Genomic DNA, 18,856 nt, shown 5'->3' on the forward strand with positions numbered 1-18,856 from the left:
CCCTAGCTAAAGATGGCTGCATCTATCGCCGACGTCAGTTCTTTCAACGACTCTTCAGCCGAAGAACAGCCGTCGGTGCCCGCAGAAAGTGTTGCGGAAACATCTGCTGCGAAACCTGCAAAATCCATCAAAGCGGCACCACGCCGTGCCCGTACCCCGGAAAAAGAATTCCGCATCGCCGGACAACCCGGCTTTGTACTGCACAGCTATCCCTACAAAGAAACCAGCCTGATCGTCGATGTGTTTACACGCGATCATGGCCGCATTGCGCTGGTCGCCAAAGGTGCCAAGCGTCCGCATTCCCAATTGCGTGGCGTGCTGCAAACCTTCCAGCCTTTATCAGTCGGTTGGAGCGGTAAGGCTGAAGTCCGTACGCTGACTGCGGCAGAGTGGGTTGGTGGGCTGTTGCCGCTGGAGAAATCGGCTCTGCTATGCGGCTTTTACCTGAACGAATTACTGGTGAAATTGCTGGCGCGTGATGATCCGCATCCGGCTTTATTTGATCACTACATCAGTGCCCTGAATCAGTTGGCGCATGACGAACCGGCAGCGATAGTATTGCGCAAATTCGAGCGCGCCTTGCTGCAGGAAACCGGCGTCGCCAGCGACTGGCGTGTCTGCGCTGCCAGTGGCAAGGCGATCACCCTCGAACAAATTTATGTGCTGGATCCAGAACGTGGTCCGCGTCCTGCGCGTCCATCCGATGTCTGGCCACGCGTCTCCGGCAAGACCTTGCTGGATATGGAAAACGAAGATTACAGCGATGCGCAAACGCAAACGCAAAGTAAATTCCTGATGCGTTTCCTGCTCGCGCATCATCTCAATGGTGCGCCTCTTAACACTCGTCAAATATTGATCGACTTGCTGCAGCTTTAACGGAACCCCATACATGAGCTATCTTCAACCAGCTTCTACCATCATCGATCTCGGCATCAATATCGACCACGTTGCCACCTTGCGCAATGCGCGCGGCACGGTCTATCCGGACCCACTGCAAGCTGCCTTGCTGGCGGAAGAGGCCGGCGCTGATGCGATCACGCTGCACTTGCGCGAAGACCGTCGCCATATCAAGGATGCGGATGTCGAGTTGATCCGTCCCAAGCTGTTGACACGCATGAACCTGGAATCGGCAGTGACGACCGAAATGGTCGACTTCGCCTGTCGTATCAAGCCGCAAGATGTTTGCCTGGTCCCGGAGCGACGCGAAGAAGTGACCACCGAAGGTGGGCTGGATATCGTTAAGTATTTCGATGTGGTTGCTGCAGCGATCCGCCAATTGCAAGCCGAAGGCATACGCGTGAGTCTCTTCATCGATGCCGATGCAGAGCAAATCCAGGCAGCAGCGGAAGCAGGTGCGCCCGTCATAGAGTTGCACACAGGCCGTTATGCCGATGCACATGATGCCAAACAACAGCAGGCCGAACTGGAGCGCGTGCAACGCGGTGTAGCGGAAGGGATTGCGCGCGGCCTGAAGGTCAATGCAGGCCATGGCTTGCACTACACCAATGTGCAGGCCGTCGCGGCCATTCCGGATATCTCCGAACTCAATATCGGCCACGCCATCGTTGCGCATGCGGTATTCGTCGGTTGGCAAAACGCGGTGCGCGAAATGAAAGCCATCATGATCGCGGCACGCCTGGCTGGAATGAAAAAATGATATACGGCATAGGCACCGACATCCTTAAAATCGATCGCATAGAAGCGGCGCTGGGCCGCCATGGTGATCGCTTTGCCGAGCGCATACTGGGTAAGGAAGAGCTGGAGAAGTACTATCGTCGCAAGGCCAAGGTAGAGGCACGCGGTTTGCGCTTCCTGGCTACACGCTTCGCGGCGAAGGAAGCATTTTCAAAAGCGATAGGGCTGGGCATACACATGCCCATGACCTGGCGTGCTGCGCAAATACTGAATGCACCCAGTGGTAAACCTATCATCGTCACCAGCGGCAAGCTGGAAGAATTCATGCAGGAAAATGGACTGACCGCACAGGTTTCGATAACGGATGAAGTCGAGTATGCGGTCGCTTTTGTGATTGTGGAGAAAAAATGAACGCAGCAGTGTTAAGTACAGCAAGCTCAAATGCAGCAGAAAAATTCGGTCCGGTAATGCTGGACGTGGTCGGTGCCACGCTGAGCGCGGACGATATCCGTCGCATCCAGCATCCGCTGACCGGTGGCGTGATCCTGTTTGCGCGTAACTATACCGATCGTGCGCAATTGACCGCGCTGACGGCTGCTATCCATGCGGCGCGTCCGGGTATCGTCATCGCAGTCGATCATGAAGGTGGCCGTGTCCAACGCTTCAAAACGGATGGTTTCACGCATCTGCCAGCGATGCGCAAACTGGGTGCGCTGTGGGACAAGGATGTACTGGCAGCGACCAAGGCTGCGACCGATGTCGGCTATGTGCTGGCCGCCGAGTTGCGCGCTTGTGGCGTCGACTTGTCGTTCACGCCAGTGCTGGATCTGGACTATGGTGAGTCGGGTGTGATCGGTGATCGCGCCTTCCATCGCGATGCACGTGTGGTCACCATGCTGGCGAAGAGTCTGAACCATGGCCTGATGCTGGCAGGCATGCTCAACTGCGGCAAACATTTCCCCGGCCACGGTTTTGTCAAAGCGGATTCGCATCTGGAAATCCCGGTTGACGAACGCGAACTCAAGCAAATCCTGGCGGAAGATGCCGCACCATACGACTGGCTCGGCCTGAGTCTGGCGGGGGTGATGCCAGCGCACGTGATCTATCCGAAAGTCGACAAGCATCCAGCTGGTTTCTCACGTAAATGGCTGACCATGCTGCGCAAGGATTTCGGTTTTGAAGGTTTGATCTTCAGTGACGACCTCAGCATGGAAGGCGCGAGTGTTGCAGGTACTGTGATTGATGGTGCGCATGCAGCACTGCACGCGGGCTGCGATATGGTGCTGATCTGTAATTCCCCGGACAAGGCAGATCAACTGCTGGCTGGCTTGCAGGTCAAGGATAACAAGGCAGCGCAAGAGTCGGCTGCCCGTATTGCGGCGCTGACCCCGCAGTCACCAGCATTGAGCTGGGATGCCTTGCAACAGGACGCGCGTTATCTCGCGGCGAAGAAGGCTGCAAAAGCACTCGCTGCATCTTGAGTGCATACTTGTGCCACCGTGAGTAAATACGTAAACCAACATGTCTGAAACCGACGCGCCAGATCCGCGGGCAATCGTGCTGGAAACGGTTGCGAAGCTGCCGAATTTGCCCGGCGTGTATCGCTATTTCGACGCGGAAGACAATCTGCTCTACGTCGGTAAGGCACGCGACCTGAAGAAGCGTGTCTCCAGTTATTTCCTGAAGAACCTGGCCAGCCCGCGCACTGCGCTGATGGTAGAACGCATCGCGCGCCTGGAGACGACCGTGACCCGCAGTGAGGCCGAAGCCTTGCTGCTGGAAAATAATCTCATCAAGACTCTGCAGCCGCGTTACAACATTTTGTTCCGCGATGATAAGTCTTACCCCTACCTGAAAATCACCGGGCAGGAATATCCGCGCATGGCTTACTACCGAGGCGCGGTCGATAAAAAGAATCAATACTTCGGGCCATTCCCCAGCGGCTGGGCAGTGAAGGAATCGATGCAGATACTGCAGAAGGTTTTCTTGCTGCGCACCTGTGAAGATTCGGTCTTTGCCAATCGCACACGACCTTGCCTGCTGCATCAAATCCATCGCTGCAGCGGCCCCTGCGTCAACTACATCAGCAAGGAAGACTACGCGCTGGATGTGGAGAATGCTGCCAAGTTTCTGCGCGGTCGCCAGACCGAAGTGCTGGAAACCTTGCAAGGCAAGATGCTGGCCTATGCGGAAGAGCTGAAGTTCGAACAGGCGGCGGTCGTGCGTAATCAGATCAATGCCTTGTCGCGCGTACTGCATCAGCAAAGCATGGAGACCGGCAGCGATGCTGACATCGACATTATTGCAGTGGTGGTGCAGGGTGGTCGTGCCTGCGTCAACCTGGCGATGGTGCGTGGCGGTCGGCACCTGGGTGACCGCGCTTACTTTCCGACTCATGTAGACAATGCGCTGACCAGTCCGGAAGAGTCGATTGCCAGCGAAGTGATCAAGGCTTTCCTCGCGCAGCATTACATTGATAAGTTCATACCCGGCACCCTGATCCTGAATACCGAGCTGGATGAGCCGGAACTGATGCTGGCGCTAATGGAGCAATGCGGCCATCGCATCAACCTGGTGTTTCAGCCGCAAGGCCAGCGTCGCCAGTGGCTGGAGATGGCGCATAAGGGGGCGGAAATATCATTGGCGCGCCTGCTGTCGGAGCAGGGCTCGCAACAGGCACGCACGCGTATGCTGGTGGATGCGCTGGGCATAGATGTGCCGGATCTGGAAAGCTTTCGTGTCGAGTGCTTCGATATCAGTCATACTCAGGGCGAAGCGACGCAGGCGTCTTGCGTGGTGTTTCATCATCACGCGATGCAGAATGGCGAATACAGACGTTACAACATCAACGACATTACACCGGGCGATGATTATGCTGCGATGCGCCAGGTGCTGTTGCGCCGCTATGAGAAGGTCGCGAATGGTGATGGCGTGATGCCGGACGTGGTGCTGATCGACGGCGGCAAAGGCCAGGTCGAAGTGGCGCGTCAGGTGTTTGTCGAGCTGGGACTCGATATCAGCCTGATCGTTGGTGTCGCCAAAGGCGAAGGACGCAAGGTCGGCCTCGAAACCCTGGTCTTTGTTGACGGCCGTGCCGAGCAGGAGCTGGGCAAAGAATCGGGTGCCCTGATGCTGATTGCACAGATACGAGATGAAGCACACCGCTTTGCGATCACCGGCATGCGTGCCAAGCGTGCCAAGGCACGCCAGACCTCGCGTCTAGAAGAGATCGAAGGGATTGGTGCCAAGCGTCGACAGAAGCTGTTGGCGCGTTTTGGTGGCTTGCGGGGCGTGGTGGACGCAAGTATTGAGGATTTAGCCTCGGTCGAGGGCATTTCAAGGCAATTGGCTGAAGACATTTACAAGCAATTGCATTAGATTACGGGTGCGCATGCAAATGCCTGTGCACATTCATGAAAATGTAAAGTTTGATATGCCTTTCAATATTCCTATTCTCCTTACATGGTTACGTGTCGCGCTGATCCCGCTGATGGTCGGCGTGCTATACATACCGGATTCGTGGTTGGGCTCATTCAACAAGACCCAGGGTCTGGCTGCCACTTTGATTTTTATCGTCGCTGCGCTGACCGACTGGATCGATGGTTTTCTCGCGCGTCGCTGGAATCAGACTTCGGCCTTTGGTGCCTTCCTTGATCCGGTCGCGGATAAGCTGATGGTGGCCGGTGCCTTGCTGGTACTGATAGAGCTGAATCGCGTGAACGCGGTCATCGCATTCATCATTATCGGACGTGAGATTACGATTTCTGCATTGCGTGAGTGGATGGCGCAAATCGGCGCATCAAAATCGGTCGCGGTGAGCTCGCTAGGCAAGATCAAAACCATCGCGCAAATGGTGGCGATACCGATGCTTCTTTACTATGAAAGTATTTTCGGTATCAATCTTCAATACTGGGGGGATATCCTGTTATGGGTGGCTGCTGTGTTGACGGTGTGGTCCATGTTCTATTACTTGCGTAAGGCCTGGCCGCTGATTAAGGAAAGTGCAGGGCATTTATTGTAATTTTGCTGCGAGGAACGCTTGACATGCAAAGGCATTCCTCTATAATGTGCACCTGTTGTTGATGCGGGAGTAGCTCAGTTGGTAGAGCGCAACCTTGCCAAGGTTGAGGTCGAGAGTTCGAGACTCTTCTCCCGCTCCAAAGGTTTTCAAAAGGAGCCGCACTGGCTTCTTTTTTTATTGAGTGAGCAATCATTCAATTAGTGGTGGTAGTAACAGATATGCGGGAGTAGCTCAGTTGGTAGAGCGCAACCTTGCCAAGGTTGAGGTCGAGAGTTCGAGACTCTTCTCCCGCTCCAGTTTCAAAGCCAGAACATGGCGAGCTGTAGCAAATAAAAAGGGGCTTACGCCCTTTTTTTACGTCTGTAGCTTTTGCAGTGCGCTCACAGTGAGCTTTTATTCTTTATACGTGCTGAGCCAGGATCAGTTCAGACTTGGCGCAGTATCCCATGCACATCAATCGATGTGTCCCTGCGTCAAAATCCAATCTTGTTTTTATCTTCGGTTCCACCCGTTGACGAGTGTAATTCTTCGTGCGCTGCATCGGCGATGGTCCGTTTGTCAGCCTTACGGTACTTCCGTTGTATCGCGCCCGCGCTGATCGTTGTCGACAGCTGTTTGCTATGTCTGCGCAAATACTAAAGGGGCAATATTTTTCTGTTTCTTTGTAATTCTGCCTGCCGGCATATGCCTGAACAGTCGTTACTCAAGCTTTACCCCTCGTCATTTTGTACTATTGTTCATAATTTCGCGCATAAATACGTGTTTATGTACAAACAGGAGCCAAAGTTACGCAGGGTCCGGCCCATGCCAAAGCGACATTTAATATTACTTACAACTAGTGTGCGCGGTTGCTCGCGGCCATGTATCTGGCCATCAATATGGCGCAGGCAGGAGCGTAGCAGAACGTCTTGCAAAGACGCGCCATACTAGGGCATAATACGCGCTGTCGGAAAACCTTTCCGACACCGGATTTCCAAAAGGAAGCTCGTAGCCCAGCTTCCTTTTTTATTCGCTGATAGTTTCTTATTTTGTATACGTTTTGTTCCAGGCATGCGGAAATGTTGCTTGCAAGGTACAATACGGCCCCATGGCGGGGTAGCAAAGTGGTTATGCAGCGGCCTGCAAAGCCGTTTACGCCGGTTCGATCCCGACCCCCGCCTCCAGTTTTTCCTAAAGCGCCGCGGGCGCTTTTATTTTTTGATCTTGTTTTAGAATCGTGACATGCCCGGGTGGTGAAATAGGTAGACACAAGAGACTTAAAATCTCTCGCCGGTAACGGTGTACCGGTTCGATTCCGGTCCCGGGCACCATACTCATGAAAGTCTATGACCTCTGCTGTGAGCTGGAACATCGCTTCGAAGGTTGGTTTGCTTCCGAAGATGATTTCCTCACGCAATCCTCGCAAGATTTGATCGCATGCCCGATGTGCGGCACGCATCAGATCAAGCGCTTGCCATCTTCCCCTCGTTTAAATTTATCCGGTGCTACCACGCGCGTGAGCGACAATGGTGCTGCCGCACGCTTGCAGGAACAGTTGCTGGAATACGCACGTAAAGTGGTGGCTAATACTGTGGATGTAGGCAAGCAGTTTGCCGAGGAAGCGCGTCGCATCCACTACAAGGAAGTACCCGAGCAGGCGATACGGGGCGTGGCGACGGTAGAAGAATGTGCCGAGCTGGCGGAAGAGGGCATCGATGTGATGGCATTGCCACTTCCGGTTCCCGTCAAACAAACACTTCAATAAACGATCGGAAATGATATGCGTCAAATTGCATCGCTGGCCGGGCTCAAGGACCTGGTCGGGCAAGAGCTTGCAGTATCCGACTGGTTACAGATCACGCAGGAGCGCATCAATCAATTCGCGCAAGCCAGCAGCGATCATCAATGGATACATATTGATGCGGAGCGCTGTCGGCGTGAGTCGCCGTACGGCATGCCGGTCGCACATGGTTTCCTGACTTTATCCCTGTTGCCGATGTTGCTGTCGACAGCCGTTGCTTTCCCGCCGTGCAAGCTGGCCGTGAATTATGGTTTGAATCGGGTCAGGTTTCCGGCGCCGGTATTGGTCGGTCAGCAGATCCGCGGGCGTATGTTATTGCAGGCGCTGGAAGAGATAGACGGTGGCGTGCAGATGGTGTGGGAGGTAACGGTGGAAGCCGAGAGTGGCGACAAACCAGTGTGTGTGGCGGAACTGCTACTACGGCATTACGGTTAACTGAATTTACCCGCCACGATGAGGGCGATGATCTCTGCTATAACCTGGCGGTGATCATCGCCTTTTTTATTTAACGCTTTGCGTACTGTGTCGCGCCAAACAGGATTTCCTTGGCTTTGTCATCGGCGACCGGCTGGCGCACGTCGACAAACATGGTGGTGCCTTTCTGGACCGCAGGGCGAGCGTTGATTTCATCAAACCAGCGTTTCAGGTGCGGGTAGTCAGTCAATACGATGCCTTGCTTTTCCCACGAACGCAGCCATGGGAAGGTCGCGATATCGGCGATGGTGTAGCTGTCGCCTGCCAGGTATTTGCTTTCCGCCAGGCGGCGATCTATCACACCGTACAAACGCTTGGCTTCATTGGTGTAGCGATTGACGGCGTATTCGATTTTTTCCGGAGCATAGATGCGGAAGTGGTGCGCTTGTCCCAGCATAGGGCCGACGCCACCCATCTGGAACATCAGCCATTGCAGCGTAGTGAATTTTTCACGGTCGGTATCGCCGAGGAATTTGCCGACCTTGCTGGCGAGGTAAACCAGGATCGCGCCGGATTCAAACAAGGACATTTCCTTGCCGTCCGGGCCGTCGCTATCGATGATGGCCGGGATTTTGTTGTTTGGTGAAATCTTCAGGAATGCAGGAGTGAACTGGTCACCCTTGCCGATATCGATGTGGTGGCTGCGGTACGCGAGGCCGCATTCTTCCAGCATGATGTGGACTTTGTGGCCGTTCGGCGTGGCGGTGGAATAAAGGTCGATCAATTTTTTCTCCAGGGAAGATACGAAGGCTAAGCGCAGGGCAGTGCGCAACTCGGAATATGTCGAACCAGATTATGCAGAAATTCGGCATTCCTTGCTGCGAGTCGCATGAAAAACCGCAGCGACGGAATGGGTATGGCTGAACGTACGACGCTTAGCTTACGATCAACGCGCGCGTGACTTGCGGTATTGATGAAGCATTTCTTCCATCGTGCTCAGGCGTGATTCGGTTTGCAGTGGCAGCAGCGGCGAGTAGTTGATGCTTTGTATGACCCAGTCATTGCTACGTTCGCCGACGTCCAGCACATTGATGCAACCAGGAGCCTGCTCGATATTGCCCAGGAAGATGCGCTGGCTAGTGATCGCATACGACAGGAAGGCGCGGTTCACCCCACCGTGCAATACCAGCAGCACGGTATCCCAGTCCGGATCGGCGCGCAGCTTGTCTATGGCAGGATGGATGCGATCCAGCAATTCACCTACGCTTTCACCATCGAGGAATTTTTTGTGTTCGGCCGCCATGCTGGCGAAGGCATGCGTGAAAGCTGCTTCGAGGTCGTCGTCATGGATGACCTCGAGTACACCGCCGCGCACTTCCTGAAACTCCAGCCATTGCTCCGGCTCGATTTGCTGTCCGGTTTCTGCCAACACACGTCGTGCCGACTCTATGGTGCGCGGCAGATTGGAAGTGATCACGCGGTCGAACTGTATGCCTTGTTCGGCAAAGACTTGGCCTGCAGCGGTAGTCTGCGCACGACCTTTTTCATTCAACGGAACTTCGTCCGGCGGATAGGCTGTGCCATCAGCATCGAAGTAGGTGACGTTGCCGTGACGCATCAGATAAATGCGTCTTCTTTTTTCAGTCGTCATTTATAGTGCGGTTTTCTTTTTTCGAGGAATGCGTTGATGCCTTCCAGCGCATCGCGATGGTTGAGGCTTTCAACGAAGTGAAATTTTTCGGATTCGAAATGTTGTGCCAGTGTATTGCTGCTGCCTTCGCGTACCAGTGATTTGATGCGTTCGAGCGCGTGGCCGGACAGGGCCGCCAGATCGTCGGCCCATTGTTGCGCTACCGTGAGGGTAGTGCCGTCAGGCACCAGGCGATTGATCAGACCCAGTTCATGCAGGCGTGTCGCTTCGACCGCTTTACCTTCGAGCAGGATCTCAGTCGCCAGTTGGCGCGGCAAGGCCTGGGTCAGAAACCAGGAGGCACCGCCGTCTGGCGTCAGGCCGACCTTGGAATAAGACATCGCGAATTTGCTATTGCTGCCTGCAACGATCAGATCGCATGCCAGTGCCAGCGAAAATCCAGCGCCAGCGGCCGCACCTTCGATAGCAGCGATGACGGGTTTAGGGCAATCACGTATGGCTTCGATCCAGCTGCGCAAGCTATCGACTGCCGCGCCTTGTTCATTCTTATCGATGGCGCGATGTTCCAGCAATTTATTGAGATTGCCGCCCGCGCAAAAGAAATTGTCGGCACCTGTCAGGATCACGGCGCGTATGGTGTCATCGCGCTCCGCGGTAGACAGCACTTCAACGGCCGCTGCAAACATGTCCGGATGCAAGGCGTTCTTGGCGCCAGGATTGGAGATGGTGAGGATCAGCGTAGCTTCGTGGCGGGATGCTTGGATTTCTGCAGACATGATGGCCGTATGAAGTGGATAGATGGATTAAGAATATACAGGAAGCGTCGCTGCGGCGCGTATTTGAGCTGGGTACCTGGGCCTGCTTAAACTTTATTGAGTCGTTCCAGTGCGGTTTGCAGCGTCTGATCCTGTTTGGCAAAGCAGAAGCGGATCACGCCAGCATCTTTGCCGTCTGCATAGAAAGCTGATACCGGAATCGCTGCTACGCCTATCTCTGTCGTCAGCCATTGCGCGAATTCGCTTTCCGGCAAATCGGAAATGGCGCGATAGTCGACGCACTGGAAGTAAGTACCGTCTGCTGGCAGAAGTTTGAAACGCGTGTTTTGCAAACCGGCACGGAACAGATCACGTTTGCGCTGGTAAAACCTCGGTAGTTCCAGATAGGGTTGCGGATCGCCCATATAGTGTGCGATTGCATGTTGCATAGGTGTGTTGACTGAGAACACATTGTATTGATGCACTTTGCGGAACTCTGCGCTAAGGGCAGCAGGTGCGGCGACGTAGCCTATCTTCCAGCCGGTGACGTGATAGGTTTTGCCAAAGCTTGATACCACAAAGGCACGCGCTGTCAGCTCGGGATGGCGGCATACGGATTCATGCTGCATGCCGTCATATACCATGTGTTCATACACTTCATCCGACAGCAGCAGGATGTCGGTGCCGCGTACGATGTCGGCCAATGCTTGCAGATCGCGCGGATGCAGCACGGAGCCGGTCGGGTTATGCGGCGAGTTGATCATGATGAGGCGGGTTCTGCTGCTGACGGCAGCCGCGACTTTTTCCCATGGCACCAGATAACCAGCATTACCCAGTTCCATCTGGACGCAGACCGCTTTGCCACCCGCCAATGCAATCGCTGGCAAGTAGCTATCGAAGGCTGGTTCGATCACGATGACTTCATCGCCGGGGCCTACGCAGCAGTGGATGGCGGTCAGCAGTGCCTGTGTTGCGCCCGCGGTGACCGTGATTTCATTCTGCGCATCGTAGTGATGCCCATACAACATGGCGATTTTTTTCGCGATGGCTACACGTAGGACAGGTGCGCCCGTCATCAGCGGATATTGATTCAAACCACTTTGCATCGCATCGCTGACAGCAGTGATCAAGGCCGGATCACAGGAGAAATCAGGAAAGCCTTGCCCCAGGTTGACGGCTTTCTTCTCAGCCGCGAGCGCTGACATCAGGGTAAAGATGGTAGTGCCGACTTGTGGCAGCTTGCTCTGTATGGCCGGCGTGGCGAAATCAGGTGCTGAGTTGTTGGACATGTCTGAATGTGTGTAGGGCTGAAGCTGCCTATTCTAGCGCTTGCCGCGCCTGGCTTGCTTCCAGGGTCCAGGCCTCGGGTGTCATGATGGAAAACAGGCCATCACGTCGTGTCTTGCGTGCGAGTTTTAACAAGGCCTTGTCCTTGGTAATCAGGACGTCGGCTTTGATGTCGCGTGACAGCTCCAGGAATTTTTGATCATCCTTGTCCTTGCAGACCGGCAGTTTGAGCGGTGCTTCGTCCGGCTCCGGTATCGGCAGGCAGCGTATCAGCGCATCGAATTCCGTCGTCACTTGTACGCGCGCAGCGTCATCCAGTTTGAGATGTGGGTAGCCGAGCACGATGCTCCACTCCTTGCGGCAGTCATCGCGTGTCAACGCTTCTACCTCACCGTTTTGCATGGCGTTGAGCAGCAGTGTCCAACGCGGATCGCGAAAGACGAACAGATCGAGGCAGACATTTGTGTCGAGCACGATGCGCTGAGGAATCAGCTTCGGTATCATAGGCAAAATTATTCTTGTCCGGATGTAGAAATGCTTATTGTTTTATCGCCTGCCAAAACCCTGGATTACGACACGCCCGCCCATACCGAGATCAGCAGCAAACCTGACTTCATCAAACAATCCGCTGAGTTGATTGATATCCTGCGCTTGTCATCACCGGCACAGATTGCGAGCCTGATGCGTATCTCTGATCCGTTGGCGAGCCTGAATGCTAATCGTTTTGCGGCCTGGTCGCCCAAATTTACGCAGAAAAATTCCAAGCAGGCGATGCTGGCATTCAATGGCGACGTTTATGAAGGACTGGATGCTGCCAGCCTGAGCGAGCAGCAACTGGCTTATGCGCAGTCGCATATCCGTATTTTATCCGGCTTGTACGGTGTCTTGCGTCCGCTCGACCTGATGCAACCGTATCGGCTGGAAATGGGTACCCGTCTGGCGAATCCCGCTGGCAAGGATCTGTATGCATTCTGGGGCAGCAGGGTGACAGAGACGCTGAATCAGCGTATCGCCGAGCAGCAGTCGGAGGCGTTGGTCAATCTGGCATCGGAAGAATACTTCAAAGTAGTGAAGCCGACTTTGCTTAAGGCTCCAGTCATTACACCTGTGTTCCAGGACTGGAAAAACGGGCAATACAAGATCATTTCTTTTTATGCAAAAAGAGCGCGTGGGCTGATGGCAAGGTATGCCGCAACCGAGGGTATAACGCGTCCAAATGACCTTAAATCTTTCGACGTTGACGGTTATGCATTTGATGCAGATGCGTCAAATGAAAAAACCTGGATGTTCCGACGCAAGGTTGGGATTTAATTTCCGTGTGGAAATAATATTTCCACATAGAAATCAATTACTTGCCTCATGGAAATATTCTCAGATTTCGTCAGAAATTTTTTAATGACAATTATTTGTTAAATAATTGTCTAGGCTTTATATCATTTTTCACAGCAATATTGCTGCAATGCAATGAATTCCCTGCTGGCAAGCGCTTTCTGCCGAGAAAATTTCAAAATTGTTACAACAGCCATATTGAAAACAATTGTTAAATCAATGGCTTATCGTACAAATTTACAGTTGTGAAGCTACAACTTATTGTAAGTTGGCCGCTCGGGGTGCATGCAAGTTCCCATATAATGCTTTCTGCATATAAACAATAAGAAAAAATTCTGTTTTTTGGTGTTGGGGGCAAGGTGCAGTAATGCATTGCATGCGCGTTTTTGCGGCACACACAGTTGCCGGTTAGAGATATTGATCGGCCAGTTGTTAGATGATTAGTACATTGAAATACAGATTACTTTCGAGTATCCCTTTGCTGATTGCCTCACAATTGGCATTTGCGGCCCCATCGACTCCGGACACAGTTGCTCAATCAAATCTGTTTCGTTCCCGTCCTGGTTCAGGCGAGCAGCCTTTTACACAAGATATACAACGGCAAAAGCCGACCTCTGGCGACGAGGCGGTAGCACCTGTCGCACCACCAGCGCTGCGTCTGCCGTCTGATGTGCCCAAGCGCAGCAAAGGTGAGAGTACTAATGCTGCCAAGGCTTCCGAAACCATGCAGGCAGATGGTTCGCGTGACGATGAAATCCTGCAATTGCTGCGCCAGTCAGACAAGGCATTTACCAATCCTGCCGTGCCTTTGCCGGATGGGATCACGGCCTTAAGCGATGGCCCGCTGCAAAACATGTTGTCGCTGGAGGAGGCGCTGGCACGTACCCTGCAAAACAGTTACAGCTACGCTGCTGCAAGTGCGCAGGCAGAAGGTGCGTTGTACGGCAAAAAAGCAGCGTTGGGACAATTGGGCCCGACCCTGGATGTACGCGCACAACGTGGTCGTGAGTACTCGGCGCCAGCTTCCATCATTAATCCAAATACTGGCCGTGCGTTGAGCAGCGATACGCATATCCGCTGGGATAACAGCGTGATCCTGCGTCAGCCGCTGTTTGCACCAGCTTCCTATTTCGAATACCGCAAGCAGGCGTCGCTGGCGAATGCCGCAGATCTGCGCAAGGAAGATGCACGCGAAGCGCTGTACTACACCACCATCAAGGCTTATTACGATCTCTTGCGTAGCTATGTCTCTCTGACGTTTGCGCGTAGCTATACCGAGCGCATGGATACGCTGCAGGATTACATGAACAAGCGCTTGCAGGGCGGCGGTGCGAGCAAGGTTGATTTCGAACGTGTGCGTGGTCGTGCATTGAATGCGCGCTCGACCATGATCGAAGCGGAAGGCGTGCTCGAAAGTGCGATGGTCACACTCGCGCAATTGACAGGTGTGCGCACTCAGCAATTGGGTGTGCCGACCAAGATGATGCCGCTGGTACCAAACACTTCGCGCCTGGCGCTGGAACAGATTTACGAAAACAATCCGGCAGTGCGTGCGGCGCGTCAGGACACCGCAGCGGCAAGCGAAGAATTGAAATCGGCACGTTCACGTTTCTCTCCTAACTTTTCGATCGAAGTATCGCAGGCTCGTACTGATAATGCAGGTGGCGATGGTCGTCTGACCACAGATCGTCGCTACATGTTCGTGATGAATATGAACTTGCTCAACGGTGGCTCCGACTACTACTACCAAAAGCAAATCGGCAGTAAGTACGTTGAGAAAGCGAATACGGCATCGGACCTCGAACGCAAGCTGAAAGAACAAATCGAGATCAACTACCGCACGCTGGATGCGGTGAAAAAACGCATCACCATCGCGCGCCAGGCTTACCAGACCAATGCCGATGTGGCGGACGTCTTCCTTGAGCAACTGGCAACCGGTAACAAGCAATTGTTGGATGTACTCGATGCTTACCAACAGGCTTACCTGTCGCGTGTCGAGTTGTCACAGCTGCTGTTCCTGCAGGCCGATATCAGCTATCAAATTTTGCGTAATACCGGGCGCGCTTCTTCCTTCGTGGAAGGCATGCAGCAGCCGTAATGCAGTAATCCAGGGGGAAAGATGGAAGGTGGTAAGGAACAGAATTTCTGGCCGGGCTTCGTAGACGCGCTATCCAACGTTGTGTTGGTGATGATCTTTGTCGTCGTCGTTTTCGTCGTCACGCTGTTCTACTATTCGCAAAAACTGGCTGCATTCAAGGCAGTGAAGTTCATTGAGAAGAAAGAGCTGCAGGAGCAGGTGCATACTCCATCCAAGGACCAGCCGAATATCAGTCGCCTGGATGATGGACAGAATCCGGATGCGGCACGCCTGAAAGCAGAGAGTCAGGAGCAGATCAAGGAAATCGCCGCATTGAAAGGGCAGGTCGCGCTGCTGCAAGCCAAGCTGAATAACAGCAGTACGTCCTTGCAAGGCAGCTTGCGCAGTGATGAAGGCGCACCGACCAAAGCGATCCAGATAGAAAAATCGCGTACTTCGACTGCCAGCGATACGCTGGCCGGTATCAAGCTCGATGGCCGCAGCGATGCGGTCACTTTGCATTTTGATACAGACGGCGTCGAGCTCGACAAGAAAGCAGTGGCGGCGCTGGAAGCCAATCTCAAAGGCTGGACCCAGAAAATCAAAAGTAGTCAGGGCAAGCTGGTGGTGACCGGTGTGGTCGGTACGCTGGCGTATACCGAAGGTCGTCGTCGTGCCTACTACCGCACGATCGCTGTGCGTAACTACCTGATCGACCAGGGCGTAGCGCCTAGCAGCGTCATCAGCCGCGTGGTACCGGGCAATGAAAACGTAGAAACCGATTCCAGCGTCGTGATCCAATACTCAGCGTCGGCCAAATGAAATTTACCCGTCTATCCAGCTTTATAGCGCAGCGCCTCAAACGTGTCGAAAGTGCGACACGCAAGGCAGTGCCTGCGCTGGATCGCGGGATAGAGTCGTATCGCGAAATGCCAGGGCCTAAAGTATTTGTCCTGGCTTTGACGTTCGGTTTGTTGCTGCTGGTGATCTGGGCATACTTCGCGCCTATCGATATGGTGGTGCGCGGACAGGGACGTATCGTGCCATCTGACCATAACCAGATCATCCAGCATCTGGAAGGCGGCATCGTCTCGACTTTGGCAGTGCGTGAAGGTGCGGCCGTGCGCAAGGATCAGGTTTTGATCACGATACGCGATGTACGTGCAGCGTCGGATCAGGGCGAAGGCCAGGTCAAGCTGGCCGGTTTGCGCGCGCGCGTGGCGCGCCTGACTGCTGAAGCAAATGGTGCCAGCCAGTTGACCTTGCCAGCCGATATCGCGAACGATGCATCGGCGCAGAATGAACAGGCTGCATTTATTGCACGCCAGGCCAAGTTGAGTGGCGAGCTGAGCATATTGCGTGAACAAACCACGCAGCGCCAGGCTGAGCTGAATGAAACCATCAGCCGTCAAAAAAGCCTGACCGATGAATTTAATCTCGCGCAACAGCAATACCAATTGGTACATGCGATGTTTTTGAAAAGCGCCGCGTCGCAGCTGGAAGATATCCAGTCGCAAGCACGTGCGCAGGATGTACGCAGCCGTCTGAATGCGGCCAGTTCCATGATCCCGCGTTTGCGCGCAGCGATTTCGGAAGCACAAGCCAAGGTGACTGATGGTGTCTCACGTTTCCGCGCTGAAGCACGCGCCGACCTGACGACCGCTGAAACCGAACTGGCGCGTTTGTCGGAAGAAATGAAATCGCGTAACGACCGGGTGCTGCGTTCTGAAGTCAAGGCACCTATGGATGGCGTGGTCAACCGCATCTTCGTCAATACCGTCGGTGGTGTGGTCAAGCCGGGTGATCCTATCCTGGAGATGACGCCTATCGATGACAAGGTGGTGGTCGAAGCGAATATCAGTCCTACTGACCGTGCTGAGCTTGCCATCGGCAAACCGGCGCGCGTCAAGGTGACCGCATATGACTATGGCGTGTTTGGTTCGATGGCAGGCAGGGTGACGGAGATCAGTGCCGATACAGTGCCGGAAGAACGCGGCGAGCGTCACTACCGCGTAAAGATAGAAGTCAGTCGTGACCCGGCACAACTCAAGAGCGCCAGCGATGGTTTGCCTTTGATGCCGGGTATGACAGCCACTGCAGATATTGTGGTTGGCCGCCGCACCGTATGGCAATACCTGATGTCCCCGATTAATCGTTTCACGCAAAGTGCTTTGCGTGAGCCGCGATGATCCTGATAACAAAAATTTAATTTCAATTACCCGATCGGAATATCCAGCACCATGAAAACGCTCCGCAAATACTACCTTCTTGCGCTGATTCCCTCCCTGGTCCTGCTGACAGGCGGAATCATGTTCAGGGAGTTTGTACTCCACGCGATCCATATCAATCCGGTGCTGAACCTGTTCATCATCGGCGTTGCGGTATTCGGTGTGGCTCTGATCATGTACGACATCTACAAGGTCAGCTGGGAATACAACAAGCTGAAAGTGTTTTATGCACGTTCGCAGGCGGGTGAAGCGCTGGAAGACCTGGTCAAGGATCCGACCTTTGAAGGTACCGAGATCGCCAAGGTGCTGGTCAGTGTCGCCAACACCAAAGGTCGTCTGACGACCCGTATCGAACAGGAAACCATAGAGCGCTCACTGGCTGAATTGCACGCGCATCTGGAAGCGCGCATGGAATTCCCGCAATACCTGACCGGTTTCATGATTGCGCTGGGCTTGCTCGGTACCTTTATCGGCTTGCTGGAAACACTGGTCAGTACCGCTGACCTGATTAACGGTTTCGGGCAGGCGACCCAGGGTAGCGATATGGATGCATCGTTCGCGACCCTGGTGACCGATCTGAACAAACCACTGGCGAGTATGGGTACCGCCTTTAGTGCGTCGATGTTTGGTTTGATCGGTTCGCTGACACTGGGCCTGACCCTGGTCTGCCTGCGCGGTGCGGGCAAACGTCTGGTGGTTGCAGCACGTGAATGCATCAGCGTCATGGTCGAGCACGTGGTGCATGAAATGTCCGGCCCGGGTGCTTCGCAACGCCAGGGTATTTCCGAATCCTTCCTGACTGAATTCCTGCATGACCTGATGGTCTTGCAACGTGAATCGGTACTGACCTCGCGCAATAGTTCGGATGCGTCGCTGCAGGCTGGCATGAAGCTGGAAGCGATGAACGAACGCCTGGCTACTGTGGCGCGTCTGTTCCAGGAAAGCATAGATGAATCGAAAAACGTGCGCCAACTGGTCAGCTTTGGCCCGCGCATGCATGAAGTAGGGCAGCAGACGCTGGAAGAAATTCGCGGCCTGGGCCAATTGATCAATCAAAAACTGGAATCGACACAGGACATTACACAAAGCTTGTCGTTGTTGAATGAGCGCCTCAGTGTGAACGGCGATATTGCGTTGCGCAGCTTTGATGTGTTGCCGCAAATCGTCGGGGCGATGCAAAGCGGCCAGACCGCTGTATCGTCGGCCTTGTCGTCCTTGCACGCACAGCAGGCTGATCTGGCTAACGTGCATGAAAAAACTGCACAGCATATTGCGCAATTGCCAGGTCTGTTGTCACAGGTTTCGATACGTCTGGGTGACGAGTTGAATGCGATTCAGCATCAGGCAGAAATCCATTCGAACGTGGCGACCCGCCTGGGTCAGCTCGGTACCGTCATTGGTGAAAACTCCGGCAACATCACCCGCGATGCGCTGGCCGCACGTCAATTGCAGATCGACCTGGCCAAACATATGGCTATGCAAAATGAACGCATCAAGGGGCTGGATGCGATTCCGCAGGCACTGGCCAATATCAATGAAGCATTGGTACGTCAAAACGTGATGTCACAAACCATCATCGAAGAAATGCGCAATGGTCGTCAGACCATGATCAAGGATTTGCGTCTTGAATTGCGTGAAGCGATGCGTGAACTGTCGAATCGCGATAGCAAGTAACAAGG

At 54.0% G+C, this 18,856-nt stretch carries 18 protein-coding genes and 4 tRNA genes; 17 read left to right on the forward strand and 5 right to left on the reverse strand.

Annotated elements, in window-relative coordinates; all coding sequences use genetic code 11:
- The first annotated feature begins 12 nt into the window (after positions 1-12).
- The 12 genes from recO (at position 13) to H7U06_RS13460 (ending at position 7,871) form a co-directional block, all read left to right on the forward strand.
- A complete protein-coding gene (recO, locus tag H7U06_RS13405) occupies positions 13-876 on the forward strand; it encodes a DNA repair protein RecO (protein WP_175626626.1) in 864 nt (287 codons plus the stop codon).
- 13 nt (positions 877-889) lie between these two features.
- On the forward strand, positions 890-1,657 hold the full coding sequence (pdxJ, locus tag H7U06_RS13410; protein WP_175626627.1) for a pyridoxine 5'-phosphate synthase: 768 nt from the start codon (positions 890-892) through the stop codon (positions 1,655-1,657).
- Positions 1,654-2,046 (forward strand): holo-ACP synthase, encoded by a 393-nt coding sequence (gene acpS / locus H7U06_RS13415; protein ID WP_175626628.1) that lies wholly within the window; start codon positions 1,654-1,656, stop codon positions 2,044-2,046. Before pdxJ ends, acpS begins: the two co-directional genes overlap by 4 nt.
- Positions 2,043-3,116, forward strand: coding sequence for a beta-N-acetylhexosaminidase (nagZ, locus tag H7U06_RS13420; protein WP_175626629.1), 1,074 nt, complete (start codon positions 2,043-2,045; stop codon positions 3,114-3,116). The genes acpS and nagZ overlap by 4 nt, the downstream gene beginning before the upstream one ends.
- Positions 3,117-3,156: 40 nt before the next feature.
- Complete coding sequence (uvrC, locus tag H7U06_RS13425) at positions 3,157-5,013, forward strand: excinuclease ABC subunit UvrC (protein ID WP_175626630.1); 1,857 nt, start codon at positions 3,157-3,159, stop codon at positions 5,011-5,013.
- A gap of 55 nt (positions 5,014-5,068) precedes the next feature.
- Complete coding sequence (gene pgsA, locus H7U06_RS13430; protein WP_175626631.1) at positions 5,069-5,656, forward strand: CDP-diacylglycerol--glycerol-3-phosphate 3-phosphatidyltransferase; 588 nt, start codon at positions 5,069-5,071, stop codon at positions 5,654-5,656.
- A 63-nt stretch (positions 5,657-5,719) separates the two neighbouring features.
- Positions 5,720-5,795, forward strand: a tRNA-Gly gene (locus tag H7U06_RS13435).
- A gap of 81 nt (positions 5,796-5,876) precedes the next feature.
- Positions 5,877-5,952, forward strand: a tRNA-Gly gene (locus tag H7U06_RS13440).
- A 793-nt stretch (positions 5,953-6,745) separates the two neighbouring features.
- Positions 6,746-6,819, forward strand: a tRNA-Cys gene (locus tag H7U06_RS13445).
- Between the two features lie 60 nt (positions 6,820-6,879).
- A tRNA-Leu gene (locus H7U06_RS13450) sits at positions 6,880-6,966 on the forward strand.
- Between the two features lie 5 nt (positions 6,967-6,971).
- Positions 6,972-7,400 carry a DUF1178 family protein gene (locus H7U06_RS13455; protein WP_175626632.1) on the forward strand — a complete coding sequence of 143 codons (429 nt, stop codon included), beginning with the start codon at positions 6,972-6,974 and terminating at the stop codon, positions 7,398-7,400.
- Between the two features lie 15 nt (positions 7,401-7,415).
- Positions 7,416-7,871: a MaoC family dehydratase gene (locus H7U06_RS13460; RefSeq protein WP_175626633.1), complete on the forward strand. Its 456-nt coding sequence runs from the start codon at positions 7,416-7,418 to the stop codon at positions 7,869-7,871.
- A gap of 70 nt (positions 7,872-7,941) precedes the next feature.
- Here H7U06_RS13460 and H7U06_RS13465 read toward each other — a convergent pair whose 3' ends face one another.
- From H7U06_RS13465 to H7U06_RS13485, 5 genes are all read right to left on the reverse strand, one after another.
- A complete protein-coding gene (locus H7U06_RS13465) occupies positions 7,942-8,634 on the reverse strand; it encodes a glutathione binding-like protein (RefSeq protein ID WP_175626634.1) in 693 nt (230 codons plus the stop codon).
- A gap of 162 nt (positions 8,635-8,796) precedes the next feature.
- Positions 8,797-9,501, reverse strand: a complete 705-nt coding sequence (locus H7U06_RS13470; protein ID WP_175626635.1) for a histidine phosphatase family protein — start codon at positions 9,499-9,501, stop codon at positions 8,797-8,799.
- Positions 9,498-10,277, reverse strand: a complete 780-nt coding sequence (locus tag H7U06_RS13475) for an oxepin-CoA hydrolase, alternative type (RefSeq protein WP_175626636.1) — start codon at positions 10,275-10,277, stop codon at positions 9,498-9,500. The genes H7U06_RS13470 and H7U06_RS13475 overlap by 4 nt, the downstream gene beginning before the upstream one ends.
- 86 nt (positions 10,278-10,363) lie before the next feature.
- Positions 10,364-11,545 carry a pyridoxal phosphate-dependent aminotransferase gene (locus H7U06_RS13480; protein ID WP_175626637.1) on the reverse strand — a complete coding sequence of 394 codons (1,182 nt, stop codon included), beginning with the start codon at positions 11,543-11,545 and terminating at the stop codon, positions 10,364-10,366.
- A gap of 28 nt (positions 11,546-11,573) precedes the next feature.
- Positions 11,574-12,047, reverse strand: coding sequence for a putative toxin-antitoxin system toxin component, PIN family (locus H7U06_RS13485; RefSeq protein ID WP_175626866.1), 474 nt, complete (start codon positions 12,045-12,047; stop codon positions 11,574-11,576).
- Positions 12,048-12,077: 30 nt separating this feature from the next.
- Here H7U06_RS13485 and yaaA point away from each other — a divergent pair, with 30 nt between their 5' ends.
- The 5 genes from yaaA to H7U06_RS13510 all read left to right on the forward strand — a co-directional run bounded on the left by yaaA (position 12,078) and on the right by H7U06_RS13510 (position 18,851).
- Entirely contained in the window at positions 12,078-12,854 is a 777-nt protein-coding gene (yaaA, locus tag H7U06_RS13490) for a peroxide stress protein YaaA (RefSeq protein ID WP_175626638.1), read from the forward strand.
- Positions 12,855-13,308: 454 nt separating this feature from the next.
- Positions 13,309-14,970, forward strand: a complete 1,662-nt coding sequence (locus tag H7U06_RS13495; RefSeq protein ID WP_175626639.1) for a TolC family protein — start codon at positions 13,309-13,311, stop codon at positions 14,968-14,970.
- Between the two features lie 21 nt (positions 14,971-14,991).
- Positions 14,992-15,771: a hypothetical protein gene (locus H7U06_RS13500; RefSeq protein WP_175626640.1), complete on the forward strand. Its 780-nt coding sequence runs from the start codon at positions 14,992-14,994 to the stop codon at positions 15,769-15,771.
- Entirely contained in the window at positions 15,768-17,138 is a 1,371-nt protein-coding gene (locus H7U06_RS13505; RefSeq protein WP_175626641.1) for an HlyD family type I secretion periplasmic adaptor subunit, read from the forward strand. Before H7U06_RS13500 ends, H7U06_RS13505 begins: the two co-directional genes overlap by 4 nt.
- A 51-nt stretch (positions 17,139-17,189) precedes the next feature.
- Complete coding sequence (locus H7U06_RS13510; RefSeq protein ID WP_175626642.1) at positions 17,190-18,851, forward strand: biopolymer transporter ExbB; 1,662 nt, start codon at positions 17,190-17,192, stop codon at positions 18,849-18,851.
- Positions 18,852-18,856: the final 5 nt, after the last annotated feature.

Source organism: Herminiimonas sp. Marseille-P9896 (genome assembly GCF_903993245.1).
Taxonomy (GTDB): domain Bacteria; phylum Pseudomonadota; class Gammaproteobacteria; order Burkholderiales; family Burkholderiaceae_D; genus Oxalicibacterium; species Oxalicibacterium contaminans.

Bases quoted from the DNA above. Each gene is read 5' to 3' on its own strand.
- H7U06_RS13500 (WP_175626640.1), top strand. From the start codon at position 14,992: ATGGAAGGTGGTAAGGAACAGAATTTCTGGCCGGGCTTCGTAGACGCG.
- nagZ (WP_175626629.1), top strand. From the start codon at position 2,043: ATGAACGCAGCAGTGTTAAGTACAGCAAGCTCAAATGCAGCAGAAAAA.
- pdxJ (WP_175626627.1), top strand. From the start codon at position 890: ATGAGCTATCTTCAACCAGCTTCTACCATCATCGATCTCGGCATCAAT.
- H7U06_RS13470 (WP_175626635.1), bottom strand. From the start codon at position 9,501: ATGACGACTGAAAAAAGAAGACGCATTTATCTGATGCGTCACGGCAAC.
- H7U06_RS13475 (WP_175626636.1), bottom strand. From the start codon at position 10,277: ATGTCTGCAGAAATCCAAGCATCCCGCCACGAAGCTACGCTGATCCTC.
- pgsA (WP_175626631.1), top strand. From the start codon at position 5,069: ATGCCTTTCAATATTCCTATTCTCCTTACATGGTTACGTGTCGCGCTG.
- H7U06_RS13455 (WP_175626632.1), top strand. From the start codon at position 6,972: ATGAAAGTCTATGACCTCTGCTGTGAGCTGGAACATCGCTTCGAAGGT.
- H7U06_RS13495 (WP_175626639.1), top strand. From the start codon at position 13,309: ATGATTAGTACATTGAAATACAGATTACTTTCGAGTATCCCTTTGCTG.
- H7U06_RS13510 (WP_175626642.1), top strand. From the start codon at position 17,190: ATGAAAACGCTCCGCAAATACTACCTTCTTGCGCTGATTCCCTCCCTG.
- H7U06_RS13460 (WP_175626633.1), top strand. From the start codon at position 7,416: ATGCGTCAAATTGCATCGCTGGCCGGGCTCAAGGACCTGGTCGGGCAA.
- uvrC (WP_175626630.1), top strand. From the start codon at position 3,157: ATGTCTGAAACCGACGCGCCAGATCCGCGGGCAATCGTGCTGGAAACG.
- H7U06_RS13480 (WP_175626637.1), bottom strand. From the start codon at position 11,545: ATGTCCAACAACTCAGCACCTGATTTCGCCACGCCGGCCATACAGAGC.
- H7U06_RS13485 (WP_175626866.1), bottom strand. From the start codon at position 12,047: ATGATACCGAAGCTGATTCCTCAGCGCATCGTGCTCGACACAAATGTC.
- recO (WP_175626626.1), top strand. From the start codon at position 13: ATGGCTGCATCTATCGCCGACGTCAGTTCTTTCAACGACTCTTCAGCC.
- H7U06_RS13505 (WP_175626641.1), top strand. From the start codon at position 15,768: ATGAAATTTACCCGTCTATCCAGCTTTATAGCGCAGCGCCTCAAACGT.
- yaaA (WP_175626638.1), top strand. From the start codon at position 12,078: ATGCTTATTGTTTTATCGCCTGCCAAAACCCTGGATTACGACACGCCC.
- acpS (WP_175626628.1), top strand. From the start codon at position 1,654: ATGATATACGGCATAGGCACCGACATCCTTAAAATCGATCGCATAGAA.